Source organism: Rhizobium sp. AN80A, from assembly GCF_030053015.1.
In the GTDB taxonomy this organism is placed as follows: domain Bacteria; phylum Pseudomonadota; class Alphaproteobacteria; order Rhizobiales; family Rhizobiaceae; genus Rhizobium; species Rhizobium metallidurans.
In genome coordinates this window covers 144390-162467 of record NZ_JASJPX010000002.1, presented here as the reverse complement: position 1 = coordinate 162467, position 18078 = coordinate 144390, and the positions used below count along the sequence as shown (strand labels likewise).

Here is an 18078-nt window from a genome sequence, read left to right as displayed (position 1 = left end):
GCTCGACCCGTCAAACGGTCAGCCATTCAACGATCCGACCCTCGCCGCTGAGAGAGGGAGGCAACCCTCTCGCAGCGGTTCATATTCGCCCGTCCGGCACAGAAAGTCATAAGACAAGCCAGACTGCCTTCGAGGCGACGCAGAAAGGCCGCCGACATCATCGCAACGCAAAGTGTCTCTAGATGTGAAACGTGGGTTCGCGGGAATTGGTGCATCCTACGAGCGATGACCATTGAGGCCAGCGCTGAACAAAATCCGGCGCGAGCGCGCCGAACACCCGCCAAAGATGTGCGTGCGCTGTGAAGTGTCTTGGGAAACTTCAGCTGTTGCTTGCTGTCCGACAAGGGACTGTAGGCTGAGAGCTAGCTTCGCGAGACGTGATCGGCTGCGCCGATCTGCTGAGGTTGGCGTCAGTGTCTGCTACGGCTATGTGGTTGAGCCGTAGCGTCTGTCACGCTGGCCAGTCGTCCCGGGCGCAACATGCGCGCTTTGGACTTCAATTACAGGCTGACTGTGCGCGCGCCTTTCTGGAAGGATACACTAATCGAAGCCTACATCGATCGACATGCAGGGAGCGATTTGGCTAGGGAAGCGCTCGAATTCCGTTGCGAAAGCGTCATCGCAAAAGAGGCGATTGGGTCCTCAGCATAGTAATGAGATCCAACGTTTCTCCACCACGAAATCTGCAACGTTTCATTCTGAGATGCAGCTAATATGGAACCGGATGGTTTGATAGCGTGGTGCTGGCCCCAATGCCGGGGCCATGATGCCTCGGTGCTATTCAGCTTTTGATCAGGAGCCGTGTGCCCTAAACCGCGCTCTGGGGCCTTGGGCGATAGCGTTTGCCAGTGGCGTTCACGGCTGGCTTTTGCTGCGTCCGGCGATTGGTATCGCACCCGTATGTGCCGCGACGAGAGATCATTCGAAGAAAGGCTCGTGCCCGTCGACAGGTTATCGCCGTCCCGTAGGCCTTGGCGACATCGGGGCTGCCGCAAAATGCTGCCCTCTTCTCGATCTAACGTCTCGTCTCGATTGGGGGTACTGAGTTGTCATTAGCAACGTCGCTTATTTTCGGGACAGCGCGGAGGAGTTCCCTGCCTGGATAGGGCGACGTTCCTCGGTGGGTTCGCCAGCCACTGGTGACGACCATCCCGGAAAAAGTTATCGGCTCTTGCGTGACGAACTTTCAAGAGGTGTCAGCCGAGCGAGCGTGACGACTGATGAGGTCGACTGCTCAGGCCGACTGTCTGAAAGGCGGTGAGTTATTTGTCATCTGAAGGGCTATGCAGTGCTTGAAAACACAAGCGAGAATCAAGAGTGGAGACTCTCGTTTAATCGTGCTGTCTATCGGAGTGAGATAGAGACAGGCACTGGGCGCCTGGATCCTAACGGCGGATGAGACCAAATCGGTGGGCTTTGTCGAGCAGATCACGGACAGATGAGGGCTGGAATTTCTTCCCGCCGCGTGCAGGTCGCTCTCCCATTTTTTCAAGCTCACTCGCAATGCCGCGAAGCGACAAACTCGGATCAGCGATTGTGATCGCCGCTACCTTCTTCATAAGATGGTCTTCGGGCGCGCGGCGAGGGGAGCGGTCAAGGAGTTCCTTCTCTGCTAGCTGTTCGCGAACTAGACGATGTACCGCTCGACGAAGACGCTCGACTGTCCAATCTTGGCCGCGTCGGTTAAGAACGTCGACGACGTTATCCCAGCTGTGCTTTGGGCGCAGTTGCCTAACGACTGGAAGCCAGGTTTCCGACGAGGCGTTGAGACCATCGATGTAAAGCTTCTCGCGTGCCTTGGACGCAGCTTCAATCGCTTCCGGGCGTCTTTCCCTAAGACCGGGGTTGCCAGGAAGTCGTCCTTGAGCTTTTGCTGCGTTGATACTTTCTCTCGCGCGTTCGGCGTTTTGCGCCTTTTCAAGGTCTACGATCGCGCGAAGAAACTCGATGGAGAAGGCTCCCAACGGCCCAGTCGTGTCAACGGGGTCACCGAGAGAGCGGAAGCCGATATTTCGATCTCTGAGTTTTTCAAGTAGCGCCAGGAGGTCATTAGCAAAGCGCGCGACTCGATCCAAGCGAGTGACCATCAAAACATCTCCAGCGTTCAGATCTGCAAGTAGGCGGACCAAAACCGGTCTCGCTTGGGACGCGCCGGATCCGTGCTCCTGATAGATGCGGTCACAACCTGCCGCCCGGAGGTCATCGGCCTGTCGGTCTTTAGCTTGATCACCGGCGGACGAGAGACGTGCGTAACCTACGAGACGGGTAGGGGTCTTGTAATTGTCTGCTGTTTCTTGCGCCATCGATGATGGTCCCGATCTTCGAGCTCGCTGTAGATTGTACAGATTCAAATTGTACTAGAAACACCACCTTTGCAAGCGTGTATTATCGTCGCAACTGCGGTTCACACAGCGCGATTCTTATGCGTGGTCGGATGGTTTCACCGTCTTGGCCGGCGCTGCCTTCTGGCGACGCTTTATGGCGGAAAAAATTGATCGCTGAAAGCCAGCTTCGCGCAGATGACTTGGACCTAAACGCAAACCGCGCTGGGAGCACCAATCATTGGTGCGGAAACATCTGGGCACGGGAAATCGACCGAATTCGGCGGGACAGAGGTATCCACCGACTTCGATCGACGATCGCTGCGTTAGACGAAAACCTAGGATGATTGACGTGTCCGGTCTGTGGCCAAAGCTTCAATCATCACCACCAGCGACGCGAGCTGCTCTTCCCTGAGTGCTCGAAGTGCCGCTTGTATGCGCTCTTGGAAAACCTCTTCTGATGTCTTGTTAAGGCTAACGTCGTCTAGACCAAGCAGACTATCAATTGAAGTACCTAGCGTTTGCGCAATGCGCACAAGCGTGTTCAGGTCGGGTTCCCGCGCACCGCTCACATAATTGCCGTATCGCCGTTCGCTGAGCCCAGCACGCCTAGCGACTTCAGCGTTTGAGAAGCCAAGTTGTTCAGCTCGTTTACGAAGATTCGTTGCAAAGTCAGCCATACCACAATTTGTTCATGACAGGCGGCACGGGTCCATGTACAATTCGTGCTTTATTGTAAGCACGATATGTGGTGTTTGAATGGAACTACGCCAACTATCTCTTTTCCGAGCCGTCGCCGAGGAACTCCACTTCGGTCGGGCCGCAATCAAGATGAACATCGCCCAGCCAGCGCTGAGCAACCATGTCATGGCGCTGGAGAGGGAGCTTGGCTGTCCGTTGTTCATTCGCACCACTCGTCGGGTCGAGCTGACGAGGGCAGGGGAGACCTTCTACGATCGTGCCGTTCGCATCCTCAGCGAGATGGAGCTGACCACAGAGCTGACGCGTGCCGCCGGCGGCAGTCGCCTCCGTCAGATCAAGATCGGTACCGTCTATCCAGCCACCATGGGCATGTTGCCCCTGTTTCTTGGCAAGATCGCCCGCAAGTTTCCCGACGTCCGCATCCATATCGCTTCAGGCAACACTGGAGACATCATCCGCGGGCTGGAGACCGGGCAGCTCAACCTCGGCTTCATCCGGCCGGTCGAGAATATCGGATCGCTGCGCTTCTTCTCGGTTGCCCATGAACGTTATCTTCTGGCGGTTGCCGAGAGCAATCCTCTCGCTTCCCTCAACGAGATTTCGATCGAAGACCTACGCGATCAGAAGATCATCGCCTTCAACCGGCAGAACCTCTCCTACACCGAACGGTATTTCAATGAGAAGTTCGAGGAATATGATCTGACGAAGAACGTCGCCTATAGCTGTGACGACACCTATTCGCTGGTTTCACTCGTATCCGCCGGCCTTGGCATCGGCTTTGCGCCGGAATGGACGACTGACATTCCGAACCGCACCTTCGTTCTGAAGAAGGTGAGGGGGATCGATTTCAAGATCGGGCTTGGCATTGCCTGGAGCAAGGAAGATCCGACGGCTTGCAGGGACGACATACTCGAGATCGCCAAGTCGATGGTGCGGCGCGGGGAGTGTTAGGGGTGAGGGGTCGTGAAAATACCCAAAGGGTTGACCATAGGTGCATGAAGAGCGATTCTGGAAGTCGAGAATCGTAATGCGTTGTAGCGGCATTGCTGCGCGGCCTTGACTGATTCAGCGGTGGAACGGACTCCATCGATAACCGATCATTATCGATGGTTAGAGCGTCAGCCCACAATCATACCATGTGAGAAACCCAAACGTTTAGATAGAGTTCCTTTAGGAAATAGTTTAACATAATATCAATGACTTACGAAACTGCGAAAATCAGCATGAGTGCCCTGATGCGGCCGGCTTTCGACGCCGGCGTCGCACTCACGCGTCTCGACGAGCGCATCGCCCGTTCGCCGGTCGGCCAGGGATGGATCGAACGCACCCATTTTGCCGACGCCTGCGCCTCGCTATGGATCGACGGCGAACTCGTCCATCTCGAGGACCTCGTGCTTCACGACGCCACCCGCGATATTCGCACACCCACCCATGAGCTGACAATCGCCCGCGATGTTTTGCGAACCCGTCGGCGGGTCGCCGGCCAATCGCCGGATTGGGCGCTCTCTGCCGACGGCATCCGCTCGCTGCGAAAAACCGCGGAGATCACATTCGCCGATGCGGACGATGCGCAGACGACCGGCACTGTCCGGCGCGCGGTCGCTAGCGATCCGGAAGGGGAGGGGGAAGACGCCGACGACATCGAACATCTCCCCGGCATCGACTACGCCGCCATCGATGCCGTGCTCGCCCGATCGGAAGCGGCGATCGCAAACGCAACCCGTCCCGGCCGCGGCGGCGGGGCCGAAAAAGATCCGATGATCTATGATCTCGACTGGGACGAGGATTCAAGGCTCGACGAATGGCGGAGCGTGGTGCGCCAGGCGGAAAACTTGCCAGCGATGCTGCAGGCCATCGTTGCCCTTGATGCCTGGAACGAATTGTCCGTCCTTCAGCACGCCCCTTGGCTTGGCCGGCTGCTGGCCGCGTCGATCCTGCGCCAGGCCGGCGTCACCACCGGCGCCCATCTTGCGGCGCTCAATCTTGGGCTCAAGTCCATTCCCGTCGATCGGCGCCGTCACCGCGATCGCGAAACCCGGCTGCTCGCCATTGCCCACGGTTTTTGGGCGGCCGCCGAAATCGGCATGAAAGAGCATGACCGGCTGACGCTTGCGAAAACGATGTTCGAGCGAAAACTGGAGGGGCGCCGCGCGTCGTCAAAACTGCCGGAACTGGTCGAGCTGGTGATGGCAAAACCGCTAGTGTCGGCCGGGATGGTGGCTAAGACGCTCGAAGTGACGCCGCAGGCGGCGCGGCGGATCGTTTTGGAGCTGGGCTTGAGAGAGATGACGGGGAGGGGGAGGTTTCGGGCATGGGGGATCGTATAGTGCAGAGGGCAGGCTCGCATAAAACATCTGCGAGTGTCTTCGAACGATTTCAAGAAATAGTTTTGGGCAAGTTATCTTTTCTATCGATGCGTGCGTTGCATGCTGCTAAGTATGCTGAAATGCATGGGGAAAACTATGGGTCAAGTCGCAATCGATCTCTATTCCGGCTGCGGTGGGATGTCAGCGGGAGCCGCGGCGGCCGTTCCCGATCTGCAGGTCAAGTGGGCACTCGACATCGACGTCAACGCCACCAAGACATTCGCAAATGCTCACCCTGAAGCTGTGGTTGACTGCTGCGACGTTTCTCTCGTGTCGGCGGCCGAGGTCGTGGAGCGGGCTGGGATCGAGAAGATCGACTGGTTCTTCGCGGGGCCGACCTGCCAGGCAGTGAGCACGATGGGTGTCTTCCATCTCGATGATCCGCGGAACGCCCTCTTCGTCCACTTCATCCGGCTGCTCGACGGCTTCACCGCCGCCGGAAGGAAGCCGCGCCATGTCGTGATGGAGAACGTGCCCGGTGTGGTTTACGGCCAGAACCTTGTGATCGTCAAAGAACTGTTCAAGATCTTCAAGGAGCGCGGCTATTATGTGTTCGCCGACGTCGTGAACATGGCGGACTACGGGCTTCCGCAGCTCCGAAACCGCTTCATCTTGATCGCGACTGTCAACGAGGTGCCGCCGACTTTCCCACGGCACACGCATGCTCCGGTGAAAAAGGGCGAACTCAGGGAATACGTTTCCGTCAGCGAGGCCATCGCCGATCTCGCAGTCGGTCAGGCCGACGACAAGGCTGTCGTCAAGCTGGCGTACCGCGGGCGCCCGACGCGGTTCCAGTCTTATGTTCGCGACGGCAACGGTTTCGCGCCGAACCATCACGGCAACCACTTGTCGGAGGTGAACAGGAAGCGGGTCGCCACCGTGCCGCAGGGCGGCTGCTGGAAGGACATTCCACCGGAGCTTCTCCCAGATCGGTTCCGCCGCGTCCGCCTGACCGACTACGCGACCCTGTATGGCCGCCTTCATGAGGCTTCGCCTTCCTACACGATCTCGGCTGGCTTCAACAACGTCACGTCCGGCTGCTTCACGCATCCCATACACGACCGCGCGCTGACGGTGCGCGAGGGTGCCCGCCTGCAGGGCTTCAGAGACTCCTTCGAATTCCTTGGCCCCAAGGAGGCGCAATACCGTCAAGTAGGCAACGCAGTTCCTCCATTCTTCATGATGCAACTGGTCCAGCACCTGATGTCCGGTGAAAAGGGGGTGCCCGCACGCATCACTGCCGCGGCCCTCGAAGGAGGCAAGAAGCTGCCGAGCATGGTGAAGCGCTTCACGGCGAAGAGAAACGATTCCGAGCGCTCGCGGGACGGATACGGCGGCGGTACCTACTGGCCAGCGGGCTGGGGCGAGCCGATTGCCGCAGATGCCGTGGCCGCGAACGGCTACCGCCTCAAGGAGGACATGCCGCTTCGCTATCGGCGCCGTGACGAATGGCGAGCCAACCGGGACCGGTTCGTCGACCAGGACATCGTCAAGGTCTACGATGCCCAGCGCCAGCAGCACGTGGCGGCAGGGTCAGTCGCATTTCCACTCGTCAAGCAGGACGACGTCGACGCTATCGATCGGGCAATTGTTCAGATACTTGCAGTCGTCGGCACTCGTCCCGGATCGCTGGAAGTCGATGCCCCGGTTCGATACCTGCGCGCCCGGACCAAGCTGCTGCACGAACAGCTGCGGGAGAAGCAGGCCGCCGACCTACCCGCCATGGAAATCGCTGACGACGAGGAGGTCATCAGGTTCGGCAAATCCGACGCCCTCTCACAGTTTGCGCGGCTCGCATTCGAGGATCCTGACCTGGCGGACACTGACGCTGTCCGGGGGCCACACCTTGTTCTCCACTGGAGGCACATGGAGGCCGACGCCATTCGGATTGGACAAGACCTTCACGCGGAGCAATGATTTCGGTTGCGCCGATACAGAAGCTGTTCGACTTTAGGTAAGTGGGGACGAGACGGGGTAGGGGGATCTTGGCTAGCTTCGAGGAGGAATGTATCGAGAGGTACTTTCTCGCGCCCGGTAACGCTGGGCCGATCGGGAGCGTGTACCTGTCGGATGAAGATCTCCTGGAGATCCTCGGAGTCAACGACATCGAAGAGGCGCGCCGCCGATTCATAAAGCTTTTGCCAGCTGGATCCAATCTTCGAGATTATCTTTCGGGTGAGCTTCAGCCGACCCGCGCCAGTGTCCCGTCCTACATCCGGCTGCTGATGTTTCTGTGCTGGATGCAGACTACGGAGACACGCTGGGGCGGCACTCGCCAATTTCACGAAATATTCGAGGGTCACATCGGCTTTCGCCCTTGGAGTATGAGCGGGCTCAACGGGCTGTGGGAGCATTTCCGGGACTTCTTGAAAAAGGAACATGGAGTTATTCTCGTCCTGCCGGACATCCACCGCGTATACACGCAAATCGGTCGAACTCTGCAGTTGGCATTCCCGACCTGGCGGGACCGGGAGGCTTTGCGGAAGCTTAAGAGGCAGGTTTCCGAACAGCACTTGCTCGACCCACTGGTCGTTGCGAACACTGTTCGAACTTCGCGAGGCTCGCTTGGTGAGACCATGCAGTCGTTCGTCTATAACTTCGAGGAATTCGATCAGGCTCGAAAGCGTGGGTTCAGAGAGTTTGAGAAAACGCCCTTCTGGAAGGCATGGTACGCGATTGTCGCCACGCAAGCCGCCGCCGAGTACATCGAGGTCATCGAAAGCGATTTTGGTGTTTACGAACTCTACCGCGTACCGCCGGTCGGGGATCGCGTTCTGATCTCGGCGCCGGAAGAGGCACTGAGGCTGGTCCCCAAACCAATCGCGAAGTTGATTTCAAAAGGTTTGGTCTGCCTGGAGAGTCTGGGCTATGGACGATACCGGGCGCAGGCGAAGGCGACTTCCAATGTTCTTCTGATGCACGCGACTAAGTTTGCACAATGCGACAGGTCGAACATCCGCTCTTCGGCGTCAATCAATTCAAAGTGGGTCGTGGCGACCCTTCGCGGGAAGCTGGGTGAGACCGAGATCAGTGCCTCCGGTCAGAGGGAGTTCGGGTGGCACGACGGCATTCGAGTCGGTGCTGGAGCCTACCTCGGAAGATCACCACTTACGCCGACCGTCTCCGGGCCTGTGCCTGAAGCGATCAAGGTAGAGGTGGGTGGAAAATCAGTTGGATTGATCAGGGTCGCAGACGACATGGCCCTACCGCCAGGTGTCTACACTGGTGCCGCGGTCGCTCGTAGTCTTGGGGCGTCGCACGAAGTGCTCCTGGTTGCTCGCGCGAACGAGGTCAGTCCGGTGCGACGGATGCCAGTGGAGTTAGCGAAGGATATTCCTGAAGACGACTTCCACTATGGCACAGCTCCATCGGTCGCTCTCGACACGGAAGTCTGGTCGGGCGTTCGCATGGCGCCTGGCGACGAACTCCTGACGATCGGAGAAGCCCTCTACGAACGAACAGCTCGCGGCCTGCCGCTGTCTGAAGCCGTTGACATCGTCAGGCGTGGGATTAGTCTTCTCGAAGATCGCCCGTCCGAGTGGGATATCGTGCGATTGTTTGCGGATGCCGGGTGGCTCGAGCCAACCTTCCTCAGACATTTCCCGGCGCGGCGTCTCCTTCAATTGCAACTGTCAGCGTATCCTGTCGACGAGACCACAGTCGTTATCTGCGGCCCAACGCCCCTGGCGGTCGTCGATAGGCTGACAGTTGCGGCAAGAGCCGCCGGCGGAGCGATCGAGACAAGAAATGGCGCCTCCTCATGGTCGCTTCCTCGGTATGTCTTCCGCGCGCAGAGCAGCGGCGGTGTCCAGGAGTTTCTGCGAAGAGCAGAACTAGGCTTGGCGCCGAAAAGCGCCCCGGCGGTGGCTGATCGCGCAGACCATGGCGATCCCCACGGCTTCCGCGTCGTCGGCAAACTGTCACTCGACCGCGGGTTCTTTGCGACAGCCTTCGACAAGGAGATGACCAACGGTCTGTACCGCATCGAACGGCCTGAAGGCCGAATGCACTTCTACTATCGTTCGGTAATCCCCGGAAAGCCTGATCAGAATTACGTTTCTCCATCCGTGGCGTTGTTGTCTCATCATCTACGGCTCGGCGGGGAGGTGTTCGAGTTCAAGGACGGCATCGTCTTTGCTCGCGCGGCGAGGGTAAAGCTCCCGTCCAGCTGGGCAAGATGGGCTTCTGACCTCTCACTGTGTAATCCCGGCCTGTCGAACGCTTCAGGTTTCTGGCGTTATGAGTATCCCGTGGGAGAAGCAGCGGTAGCCGCGATATCGAAACTGGTTCCAGTTTCGATGGACACGGGACTGACCAAGAGCTGGCGGGATGGGTTCGTCCTGTCGGCATCCAATCGAGATCGAAAAATCTATGACAACCGCTCGCGGCTGGTTCGCTCGGCGGCACGCATGCGCGGGAAGAAGTAATGTCGGGTTCCAGCAAGACAGTATTCCAGGTCGTCAAGGTATTGAATCACTCCTCCGCCCTGGTCGTGGAGATAAGAGGGGGCAGCTCCCAGACTGGGAGGCTACGGGAAACCAAAGAGCCGCGGATGGTACTCGATGGCGTCGGCTCTCTCTGGCTGGTCACTGGAGAGAAGGACGAGCCAAAACACGTATTGGAGGACCTTGAGGAGCTGCCAGATTTCAGCGTGCCGATGGTCTCGACGCTGTCGTCGACGATCCGTGCCAGCTCTGAATTCGAGCTTCCGGCGACCGTCGAAGCATTCAACCTCCCCGGACATTTCAAGACCACCACTTTCGTCACCGTGACGCGCATCCTTGCAGCCTATAGCGCGCGAGACATCGACTTCGAAGAGGTCGTTCGCCGACTGCGGGAGGGCAGGTTCGAAATCCCATCGAGAGAGATCATTGCCATCGAGGTGTCCAAAGGCGACTGGCTCACTAGCCATTTCATTCGCCTTCCTTCCGGTTCGTACGGGCTTTCGCCCGATGCGGATCCGCGAGCACTTCCTGTCAAAACCATCGAGAACAAGCCTGATTCGATGAAATTGCCGTCGGGCCTGCTGATCTTCCTGTCCGAGCCTCGATGGAGCCTCGCGACAGAAAAGGATGTCCGCCCCGAACATGAGGTGCTGGAGTCTGCCGAGCGCTGGCTCGGTCGTTCAACGCTCGCAGTAGAAAGCGCGCCGGGCGACGCTAATGCTGTCGACTTGCTTCGGCACCACGTGGCGACGACAGTCAATGACGACGAGAAAGCGGATATCGCCGCCGCGGCTCGACTTCTTGCAGGTCGCCAATCGATACTCGACATCATGCCACAGATCCTCGCGAAGGATCCTGCCTTTCAGAAGCGGGTTCAGGAGTTCGAGCTTCAGGAGCAGGAACGTCTCAAGGAAAGGCTCCGGTCGAAAGTCGAGTCCGAGATCGAAGCGGAGAAGGCTCGTCTCGGGGAGATTCGAGCGGAAATCGCCGAAGCAGATGCTCGCCTTGCCGTCGCCGGGCAGCGCGAACTGCTTCTTCGGAACGAGGCCGAAAAGCACGACGAGGTCATGAAAGCGCGCATTGAGGAAGCTGCAAAACAGCTGCAGGGCGGCGCAATAGAACAGACCGACCATCTTCGTCGTGAACTCGACGAGCTTCGAGACCTGGTACTGCAAATGCCCAGCCATCCCACAACCGTCGTCGTGTCGGCGGCTGAGGAAATTCCGGAACCGCAACGGCCGGACGTCAATGGCACGGCCGTCGGGCCGAAGGCTGACGAGGGCGCGCGAAAGAGTATTCTCGCGGGCTTGGCATCTGCAACCGGGATCTCGCAAGCCCATTTGATGGCGATCCTACTCAAATCGACAGACGAGGTCCCATTGCTTGTCGGCGAACGGGCTTCCGGCGTGGCAGCCGATATCGTGGCTGCCATCGGTGGTGAGGACAGTGCGGTCGCCTTCTGCGATCCATCGCGTATTTCGTGGCAGGATCTCATGCACGACGAGACTTCGGGCCTCGCCGCAGCGGTGGCGAAGGCCAAGGCCAATCCGGACATCCTTGTCCCGATAGCGATATGCGGCATCACCAATGGCCCCTGCGAGTACTGGCTTCCCCAGTTCGTGGAATCCAGGCGCATCGGGCGTCTTCCGCGGAACCTCGCAATAGTGGCCAGTGCGGGCATCGATGGGTCGCGAGTTTCGATACCAGACTCTGTCCTTCGCTTCCTGATGCCTGTCGAGGTGCCGAACAGCGCCAAGCCCGTTCGCAGGTTGTTTGCCGGATCGTGGCCCGCGGAGTTCGACGCCAACCGGTCGAACCTCGCCGATGCGATCGACGTGCTCACGCAGTCGGAAGCATTCGAGAACGGGTCGCTCCAACGTGCGGCCAAGACGCTGTCGAGAACGCCACAGGGCATGGCGATGGCTGAGGTCGCCCAGCCACTCGTCCGGCAGGCCCAGTGGCTGGCGAGCGTCTCCGGCGGCGGACAATACGAATTCAAAAATCGCTTCAAGAATATCGAGGGCTGAACATGTTCGATCCGATTGGTGGCTTCAACAGAATGATCGAACAGTTCCTGTCGTATCTCGATACGGCATATCGCATCGATAACCAGAATGTATCTGCGATGCGCAGGGAGCTGCTATCGACGCCCGGCGAGCTTGCTCTCGATCCCATATTCGAGGCCGTTCCTCGCTACGAGACTGCAGGCTACGGCTTGGAGGCCCTTATTGAGGACAAGGACGGCAAGTTGCCGGGCTTCTTGAAGGCGGAGCGCCAGGCATTCGTGGAACTTGCCGTGTCAGGCCTGTTCGACCGCGACACGAAGAGCGCCGAAATCAAGGGCGCCTACCAACCGTATCTTCATCAGGTGCAGATGCTGTCGAAGGGCGTACAGGACGGGACGCCTGGGATCGTCACCTCGGGTACCGGTTCGGGCAAGACGGAATCGTTCATGCTTCCTATCCTTGCCCAACTGGCCAAGGAGGCTACGAGTTGGCCTGCACCATTGCGGCCTGTAGACGACGACTGGCTGGAAGACGGCAAGAGCTTCCAGATCCATCGCCGCAACGAGCATCCTGACCGTCCCAAAGCGGTCCGGGCGATGATCCTCTATCCTCTCAACGCCCTCGTTGAAGACCAGATGGTGCGATTGCGCAAGGCGCTCGATTCCCCGGCGGCACAGGCAGTGATGCAGAAGCACTTCAGGGGCAACCGCCTCTTCTTTGGCCGCTACACGGGAAAGTCTCCTGTGACCGGGTTTCTCGATCATCCGCGCAGAAGCAAGGACAAGACCTGGAAGAAGCGCAACAGCCGCGCGCGGCGCGATCTCAAGGTGGAGCTGCAGCGATACCAGTCGATCCATTCCCGGCTCGATGCAGATGCCGATCCAGATCTACACTATATCTTCCCGACGACCGACGGCAGCGAGCTGATCTCCCGTTGGGACATGCAGAAGACGCCTCCGGATATTCTGGTCACCAACCAGTCGATACTGAACGCGATGTTGGTTCGCGAGGTCGAGGACTGCATCCTGAAGGAAACTCGCGAATGGCTGATCGGGAACGAGGACGCCAGGTTCTACCTCGTCCTCGACGAACTCCATCTCGTCCGCGGCTCCTCCGGCGCCGAAATGGCGGGGCTTCTCAAGGTGTTCCTCGAGCGTATCGGGCTCGCAGATCCCGCTCATGCTCACAAGCTCCGGATTCTCTCGTCGTCGGCATCGCTTCCGATGGACGAGAAAAACGCGTCGGCAAGTATCGAGTATCTCCGCAACATGTTCGGTGCCGCGGGAACCGCAGGTGCCTCCGACGTCGATGCTGCGTGGAAGGCCAGTGTCGTGACGGGCAAGCCGATCGTCGTCGAGCGGCCCGAGCGCACGCCGTCACGTGACAGCCTTGTCGCTCTGGCTAAGGCTTTGGACGACCTAGACTATAGAAAGCAGCCGGAGAAACTGCGTCAGCGATTCTTCGAAGCTGCGCTGAGCCTGCCAGGAGCGGCAGGCCAGGATTTGCGGTCGGTAATGCTGCACGCGACAGCCGCAGCGGCCGCCATGCTCGACTTCGCCATGCAGGACAGAGACAAGCCGGGAGCAAAGACACCGCGATCAATCGCACAGATCGGCGAGGTACTCTTTGACGAAGCAGATAGGGAAGCAGTTCGCGGACTGCTTGCATTGCGAGCGATCCCAGATCTCCCGGACGACGTCCTAGCCGACGATCTCCGGCCATCCCGTGGCGACATCGCAAGCCTGCCGGGCTTCAGAATGCACAGCTTTGTCCGCAATATCGAAGGCTTGTTCGCTTCGGTCGGCCGTGACGACAGCGGCTCCGTGGCCTGGGGTTGCCCGAGTATCGAGCGCGGTCAGGACTATGACGAGAAGGCTGCTTCCGAAGGCCGTAGACGCATGTTCGAGATGCTGTACTGTGAAGCATGCGGTGACCTCTATCTCGGAGGCAAGCGCGGGGAGAACGATCCCGGCTCGTCGCGCCGGGTATCGCTCTTGCCAGCGCCACAGGAACTCGAAAAGCTTCCGGAAAGCGCCTCGTCACTCCGCTTCGAGGATGCGAGCTTCCGCGAGTTCGCATTGTTCTGGCCGCAGGGGCGCACTCCCGAGCGTGAAATCCGTGTCGACAACACGCCGTACGAATGGATCGTCGGTTACCTGAATCCGCGTACAGGAGTCGTAGGAGAGGAGGAGAGCGAAGAGAGCGTTAAAGGATACCTTCTGCGGTGGCGTGGTGACGACAAGTTCCACAAGCGCACGATCGAGGACGACGGCACTGCCGTTCCCTATTGCTGCGCGAAGTGTGGCACCGATTACTCCGGCCGATATCGGCAGGCTAACTCGAAGCGAAGGGAAGGCCGCCTCTCTCCTATCCGAAGCTTCAGGACTGGTTTCGGCAAGACCTCGCAGCTGCTGGCGACTGAACTCGTCGCGGCTCTGAAATCGCAGGGCGGCGACGGAAAGCTCGTAGCCTTCTCCGACAGTCGCGAAGACGCGGCGACCCTGGTGCTCGACGTCGAAGTTCAGCATCAGCGCGACCTGAGGCGCGAGATCCTGATCGCTGCTGCCACACGTCTCGCCGCGGATCTCACCTACACCGACGAAGACAAGGTGGAGCTCGCCGACCTCAACGCAGAAATTGCCGCCCTTATGGGGGAAGGGCATGAGTTCGACCATCTCATGCCCCGCCAGCGAGTGCTCAACCGTAAGCGGAACGCCGACGGCAAGGAGCCGAGCGTACCATTGAGCGACCTCTTCGAGTTCGCCCGACAGAACGTCCGGTACGACACTCGACCGATCCTCAACGAACTCATGAAGCTTGGCTCGACCCCCGTCGAGGGAGCTGACACCTACAAGAACCGCGTCTCCAACAAGTCGTGGTACGAGTTCTTCGATCGCGACGACAGCGGAGACATCACCTGGAAACGGGAAGAGCTCAACGAAAAGGTCGATCTGCTCGCGAGGGCGAGAAAGAAGGTGCAGGACGAGCAGCCGCCGGATGCGACCGACCTTCTGTTCAGCAAGACCTATTTCGCCCTTGAAGAGACGGGCCTGGGATGGCCGAGCTTTTACGGGTCAGAGGAGTACACTCCCGAGAAGTCGAAGGACGATGCGATGCTCCGCATTTTTGCGGACGCATATCGCATCACGCCTAATCCCTACATGGACGAGGTGAAGACAGTCTGGTCGACAGCTCACGAGATGCTCGGCCGCGGTGACAACCGCATGCGTCGCTTGATGTCGAAGCTGTTTCCTTTGCAGACAGAGGCGGAGTGCAATCTTTTCCTTGAAAAGCTCAGGACTAAGCTCCGGCAGACTCGTCTGGCCGGATCGATCGACATCAGTCTTCTCTTCTTCAGGGCCGCGAAGCCGACCGGGGCGGCTTGGCGATGCGACCGCTGTGGACGAGTTCACCTGCACGAGGGCTTCGGGAAGTGCACGCGCTGCGGCGAGGAGCTGAAGCGCCCGGACGATCTGACGGCCGAGGTCATTGCCAAGGGCAACTTCCTCGGGCGCCGCGTTAAGCGCACGATCGAGGCTGACGAGCCGCTCTTCCGCTTGAAGTGCGAGGAGCTGACGGGTCAGACGAGCGATCCGGCGGAACGGCTCCAGCAGTTCAAAGGCGTCTTTGTTAAGGGCGCGAAAGAGAACGACGCCGACTTTGCGTGGCGCAAGCTTTTCGACACCGTGGACCTGCTTTCGGTCACGACCACGATGGAAGTCGGTGTCGACATCGGCTCCCTTCAGGCCGTCTACCAGGCCAACATGCCGCCGCAGCGGTTCAACTACCAGCAGCGCGTGGGTCGTGCAGGTCGGCGAGGACAGGCGTTCTCGACCGTCCTCACCGTCTGCCGTAGCAAGAGCCACGACATCCACTACTTCCATAATCCGATCGAAATTACTGGATCGGCACCGCCTCCGCCCTTCATCACGACGGGGCTGACAGATATTCCGTCCCGCCTGCTTCGCAAGTTCTGGCTGGTGAAGGCATTTGGCCTGATGAGAGAGAAAGCCGATCAGGATTGGCCGGGCGACGACATGGTGCCGGGAGACATCCACGGCGAGTTCCTCTATTGCAGCGAATACTTCCGCACGGACCGGAACTGGTCCCGAAAGCTTGCGGAAGCTCTGGACGAGACAGACGATCAGCGCAGGAAACTCGCGCAGGTGCTTGCCGACGTTTCGAAGTGCGACGTCGACCGGATCCTGTCCGCGGTCACTGCCGAAAAAGTGCTCGAAGCCATCGATGGCCTATTCGACGAACTGGGCCTGCAACCTATCGGCATTGCATCCGCGCTGGCGGAGCGCGGCCTGCTTCCTCTCTATGGCATGCCGACACGCACCCGAAACCTTTACGTCGATTTGGCCAAGGCAAAGGCTAAGGAGGACTTCGATGCAGACTGGGACACTATCGACCGTGACCAGGACATGGCGATCTTCGATTTCGCGCCCGGCAGCGTCCGCACGCGCGAGAAGCTCCGCCACCGTTGCATCGGCTTCACGGGAACGCTTCCCAAACCGAATGAGCACATCACGGACTTCGGCACCCCGATAAAGCCGTTCGGCGAGTGGTGGAAGGACGACTTTCAGCTTCGCTTCTGCGGAACCTGCGGTGCGTGGAGCCGAGGTTGCAACGAAACGTCTGAATGCCCAGCCTGCGGCGCAGCGACGACAGATCCGGGTATCCGGTGCATAACGCCCGCGGGCTATCGCACCGAGTTCCGTCCGACGGACGAGAATTTGGCTTCGAAGGTTGGTCAGCGGATGACGCTTGCCAGTATCGGCAAGGTCGACAAGGAGAAGACTGAGGCTAACCTGCAGGTGAACTTCGCCGAGCAGTCAGAGATCTTCCTCGTCAATCCCGGTCAGCGTGACGAAACGGACTTCACTGGCTTCCAGTTGCAGGAAGCGGTCGATCAGGACGCGAAGCGGATCTCTTGGTGGGCGAGCACGAAACCCGTCGTGAAGCTTGCGAATCAAGCCATCAGCGCCGAAGTCGTGGCCGAAGACCAAGGTGTTCGTTACCGTGCGGACGAGACGGTGATCAAGGCGTGGCTGGCGTCAACGAAGATCACCAACTCGCTCCAGATCAGCCCGATCCGGATGAACCCGAACCTGCGACTGCTCGACATGGACGTCGGGCTTTCGATGGGACGTCGCGAGCCTACAAGAACCAGTGTCCGCGCAGCGGCGATTTCGGCAACCGAGATCCTCGTGCAGCGCGCTGCTTTGGATCTCGACATCGCACCTGAAGAGTTCGACGCCCTGGCGCCGAACATCATGGTGACAGCTATGGGCGAGCGGCTTCCATATCTCCAGATATCAGACGCGTTGCCGAACGGCTCCGGGTTCTGCCGTCACCTTCTCGGCGACAGCACTATTCCTGTTTCCGGTCTCATCAAGAGCATTCTTGACGATACCGAAGAATGGCCACGGCAGGACGTTGCCGTGGAGGCTCACAGGAAGAGCTGCGGATCCTCTTGCTACCGCTGCCTCCAGCGGTACAACAATCGAAACTTCCACGGGTTGCTCGATTGGCGGCTGGGGCTTGCCTATCTCAGGGCGATTGCAGATCCGTCCTATCAAGCTGGGGTCGATGGCGACTTCGGTTGTTTCGAGGTTTCGGACTGGAAGGCATCTGCGGCCGATCTTGCGGAGCAGACGAAGACGTTCATCCCCGGCAACACGGTCGCCCATGCCAAGGACAGACCGGACATCCCCACGTTCTCTCTGGACGACAGCGGTAGCCGTTGGGGTGTCGTGGTCCATCCGCTGTGGGATGCAAGGAAGCTCTTCGACCGGATCGGACTGGATCGCTCACACATCGCGATCGACAGCTTCGAACTTGCCCGGCGACCGCTGCACGTCTTGCAGCGTGCTCGCGCCGCGGTGAGGTAACGCGGACGCCTTCTTGGCTTCGACCGTGGCGGCGATGCTCTCAACGATCGTCGCCACGTCCTCGTGCTCCCAGAATCTGAGCACCGTCCAACCAATTTCCGTCAGATGCGCCGTCGCACGCGCATCCCTTGCCCGGTTGCGAGCGATTGCCGCGCGACGATCAACGTGGAATTCGAGCGACAATCAGGATGGGACTTTGCGGGTGGTGGGCGTAACGGAGTGAGGGCGTAGCCCGATCGAAGTTATGCCCACCACCCGTGGCGCAAATTCAGGCATGCCTTGCGCCTGTGATCGCGGTCAATCTGGCGATTTTCCATAACCGGAGAATCACTTTGTGCCAG

Annotated in this window: 9 protein-coding genes; 6 read left to right on the top strand and 3 right to left on the bottom strand. The window is 59.3% G+C overall.

From position 1 onward, the window contains the following. Nucleotides 1–1385: 1385 nt before the first annotated feature. A complete protein-coding gene (locus P3R82_RS07100; protein WP_283193591.1) occupies nucleotides 1386–2303 on the bottom strand; it encodes a recombinase family protein in 918 nt (305 codons plus the stop codon). A gap of 356 nt (nucleotides 2304–2659) precedes the next feature. Further along, nucleotides 2660–3001, bottom strand: a complete 342-nt coding sequence (locus P3R82_RS07095) for a helix-turn-helix transcriptional regulator (protein ID WP_112982076.1) — start codon at nucleotides 2999–3001, stop codon at nucleotides 2660–2662. Nucleotides 3002–3080: 79 nt separating this feature from the next. Here P3R82_RS07095 and P3R82_RS07090 point away from each other — a divergent pair, with 79 nt between their 5' ends. The 6 genes from P3R82_RS07090 (at nucleotide 3081) to P3R82_RS07065 (ending at nucleotide 17737) form a co-directional block, all read left to right on the top strand. Continuing rightward, nucleotides 3081–3974 carry a LysR family transcriptional regulator gene (locus tag P3R82_RS07090; protein ID WP_283193590.1) on the top strand — a complete coding sequence of 298 codons (894 nt, stop codon included), beginning with the start codon at nucleotides 3081–3083 and terminating at the stop codon, nucleotides 3972–3974. Nucleotides 3975–4210: 236 nt separating this feature from the next. Next, nucleotides 4211–5350 carry an RHE_PE00001 family protein gene (locus tag P3R82_RS07085; RefSeq protein ID WP_035243717.1) on the top strand — a complete coding sequence of 380 codons (1140 nt, stop codon included), beginning with the start codon at nucleotides 4211–4213 and terminating at the stop codon, nucleotides 5348–5350. Between the two features lie 135 nt (nucleotides 5351–5485). Continuing rightward, nucleotides 5486–7306: a DNA cytosine methyltransferase gene (locus P3R82_RS07080; RefSeq protein ID WP_283193589.1), complete on the top strand. Its 1821-nt coding sequence runs from the start codon at nucleotides 5486–5488 to the stop codon at nucleotides 7304–7306. A 140-nt stretch (nucleotides 7307–7446) separates the two neighbouring features. Then, nucleotides 7447–9816, top strand: coding sequence for a hypothetical protein (locus tag P3R82_RS07075; protein WP_283193588.1), 2370 nt, complete (start codon nucleotides 7447–7449; stop codon nucleotides 9814–9816). Between the two features lie 125 nt (nucleotides 9817–9941). Then, on the top strand, nucleotides 9942–11861 hold the full coding sequence (locus tag P3R82_RS07070) for a hypothetical protein (RefSeq protein ID WP_003501662.1): 1920 nt from the start codon (nucleotides 9942–9944) through the stop codon (nucleotides 11859–11861). Between the two features lie 2 nt (nucleotides 11862–11863). Next, the gene (locus P3R82_RS07065) at nucleotides 11864–17737 is read left to right on the top strand and encodes a DEAD/DEAH box helicase (RefSeq protein WP_003501661.1); all 5874 of its coding nucleotides are present in this window, start codon (nucleotides 11864–11866) and stop codon (nucleotides 17735–17737) included. On the opposite strand, the gene P3R82_RS07060 is transcribed toward P3R82_RS07065, so the two are convergent. Next, a complete protein-coding gene (locus P3R82_RS07060; RefSeq protein ID WP_283193587.1) occupies nucleotides 17657–17920 on the bottom strand; it encodes a DUF559 domain-containing protein in 264 nt (87 codons plus the stop codon). The two genes, P3R82_RS07065 and P3R82_RS07060, sit on opposite strands and share 81 nt — an antisense overlap. Nucleotides 17921–18078: the final 158 nt, after the last annotated feature.

What these genes read in the sequence shown, in the direction of transcription:
- P3R82_RS07100 (WP_283193591.1), bottom strand. Translation starts at nt 2,303, where the DNA reads ATGGCGCAAGAAACAGCAGACAATTACAAGACCCCTACCCGTCTCGTA.
- P3R82_RS07080 (WP_283193589.1), top strand. Translation starts at nt 5,486, where the DNA reads ATGGGTCAAGTCGCAATCGATCTCTATTCCGGCTGCGGTGGGATGTCA.
- P3R82_RS07095 (WP_112982076.1), bottom strand. Translation starts at nt 3,001, where the DNA reads ATGGCTGACTTTGCAACGAATCTTCGTAAACGAGCTGAACAACTTGGC.
- P3R82_RS07090 (WP_283193590.1), top strand. Translation starts at nt 3,081, where the DNA reads ATGGAACTACGCCAACTATCTCTTTTCCGAGCCGTCGCCGAGGAACTC.
- P3R82_RS07070 (WP_003501662.1), top strand. Translation starts at nt 9,942, where the DNA reads ATGGTACTCGATGGCGTCGGCTCTCTCTGGCTGGTCACTGGAGAGAAG.
- P3R82_RS07065 (WP_003501661.1), top strand. Translation starts at nt 11,864, where the DNA reads ATGTTCGATCCGATTGGTGGCTTCAACAGAATGATCGAACAGTTCCTG.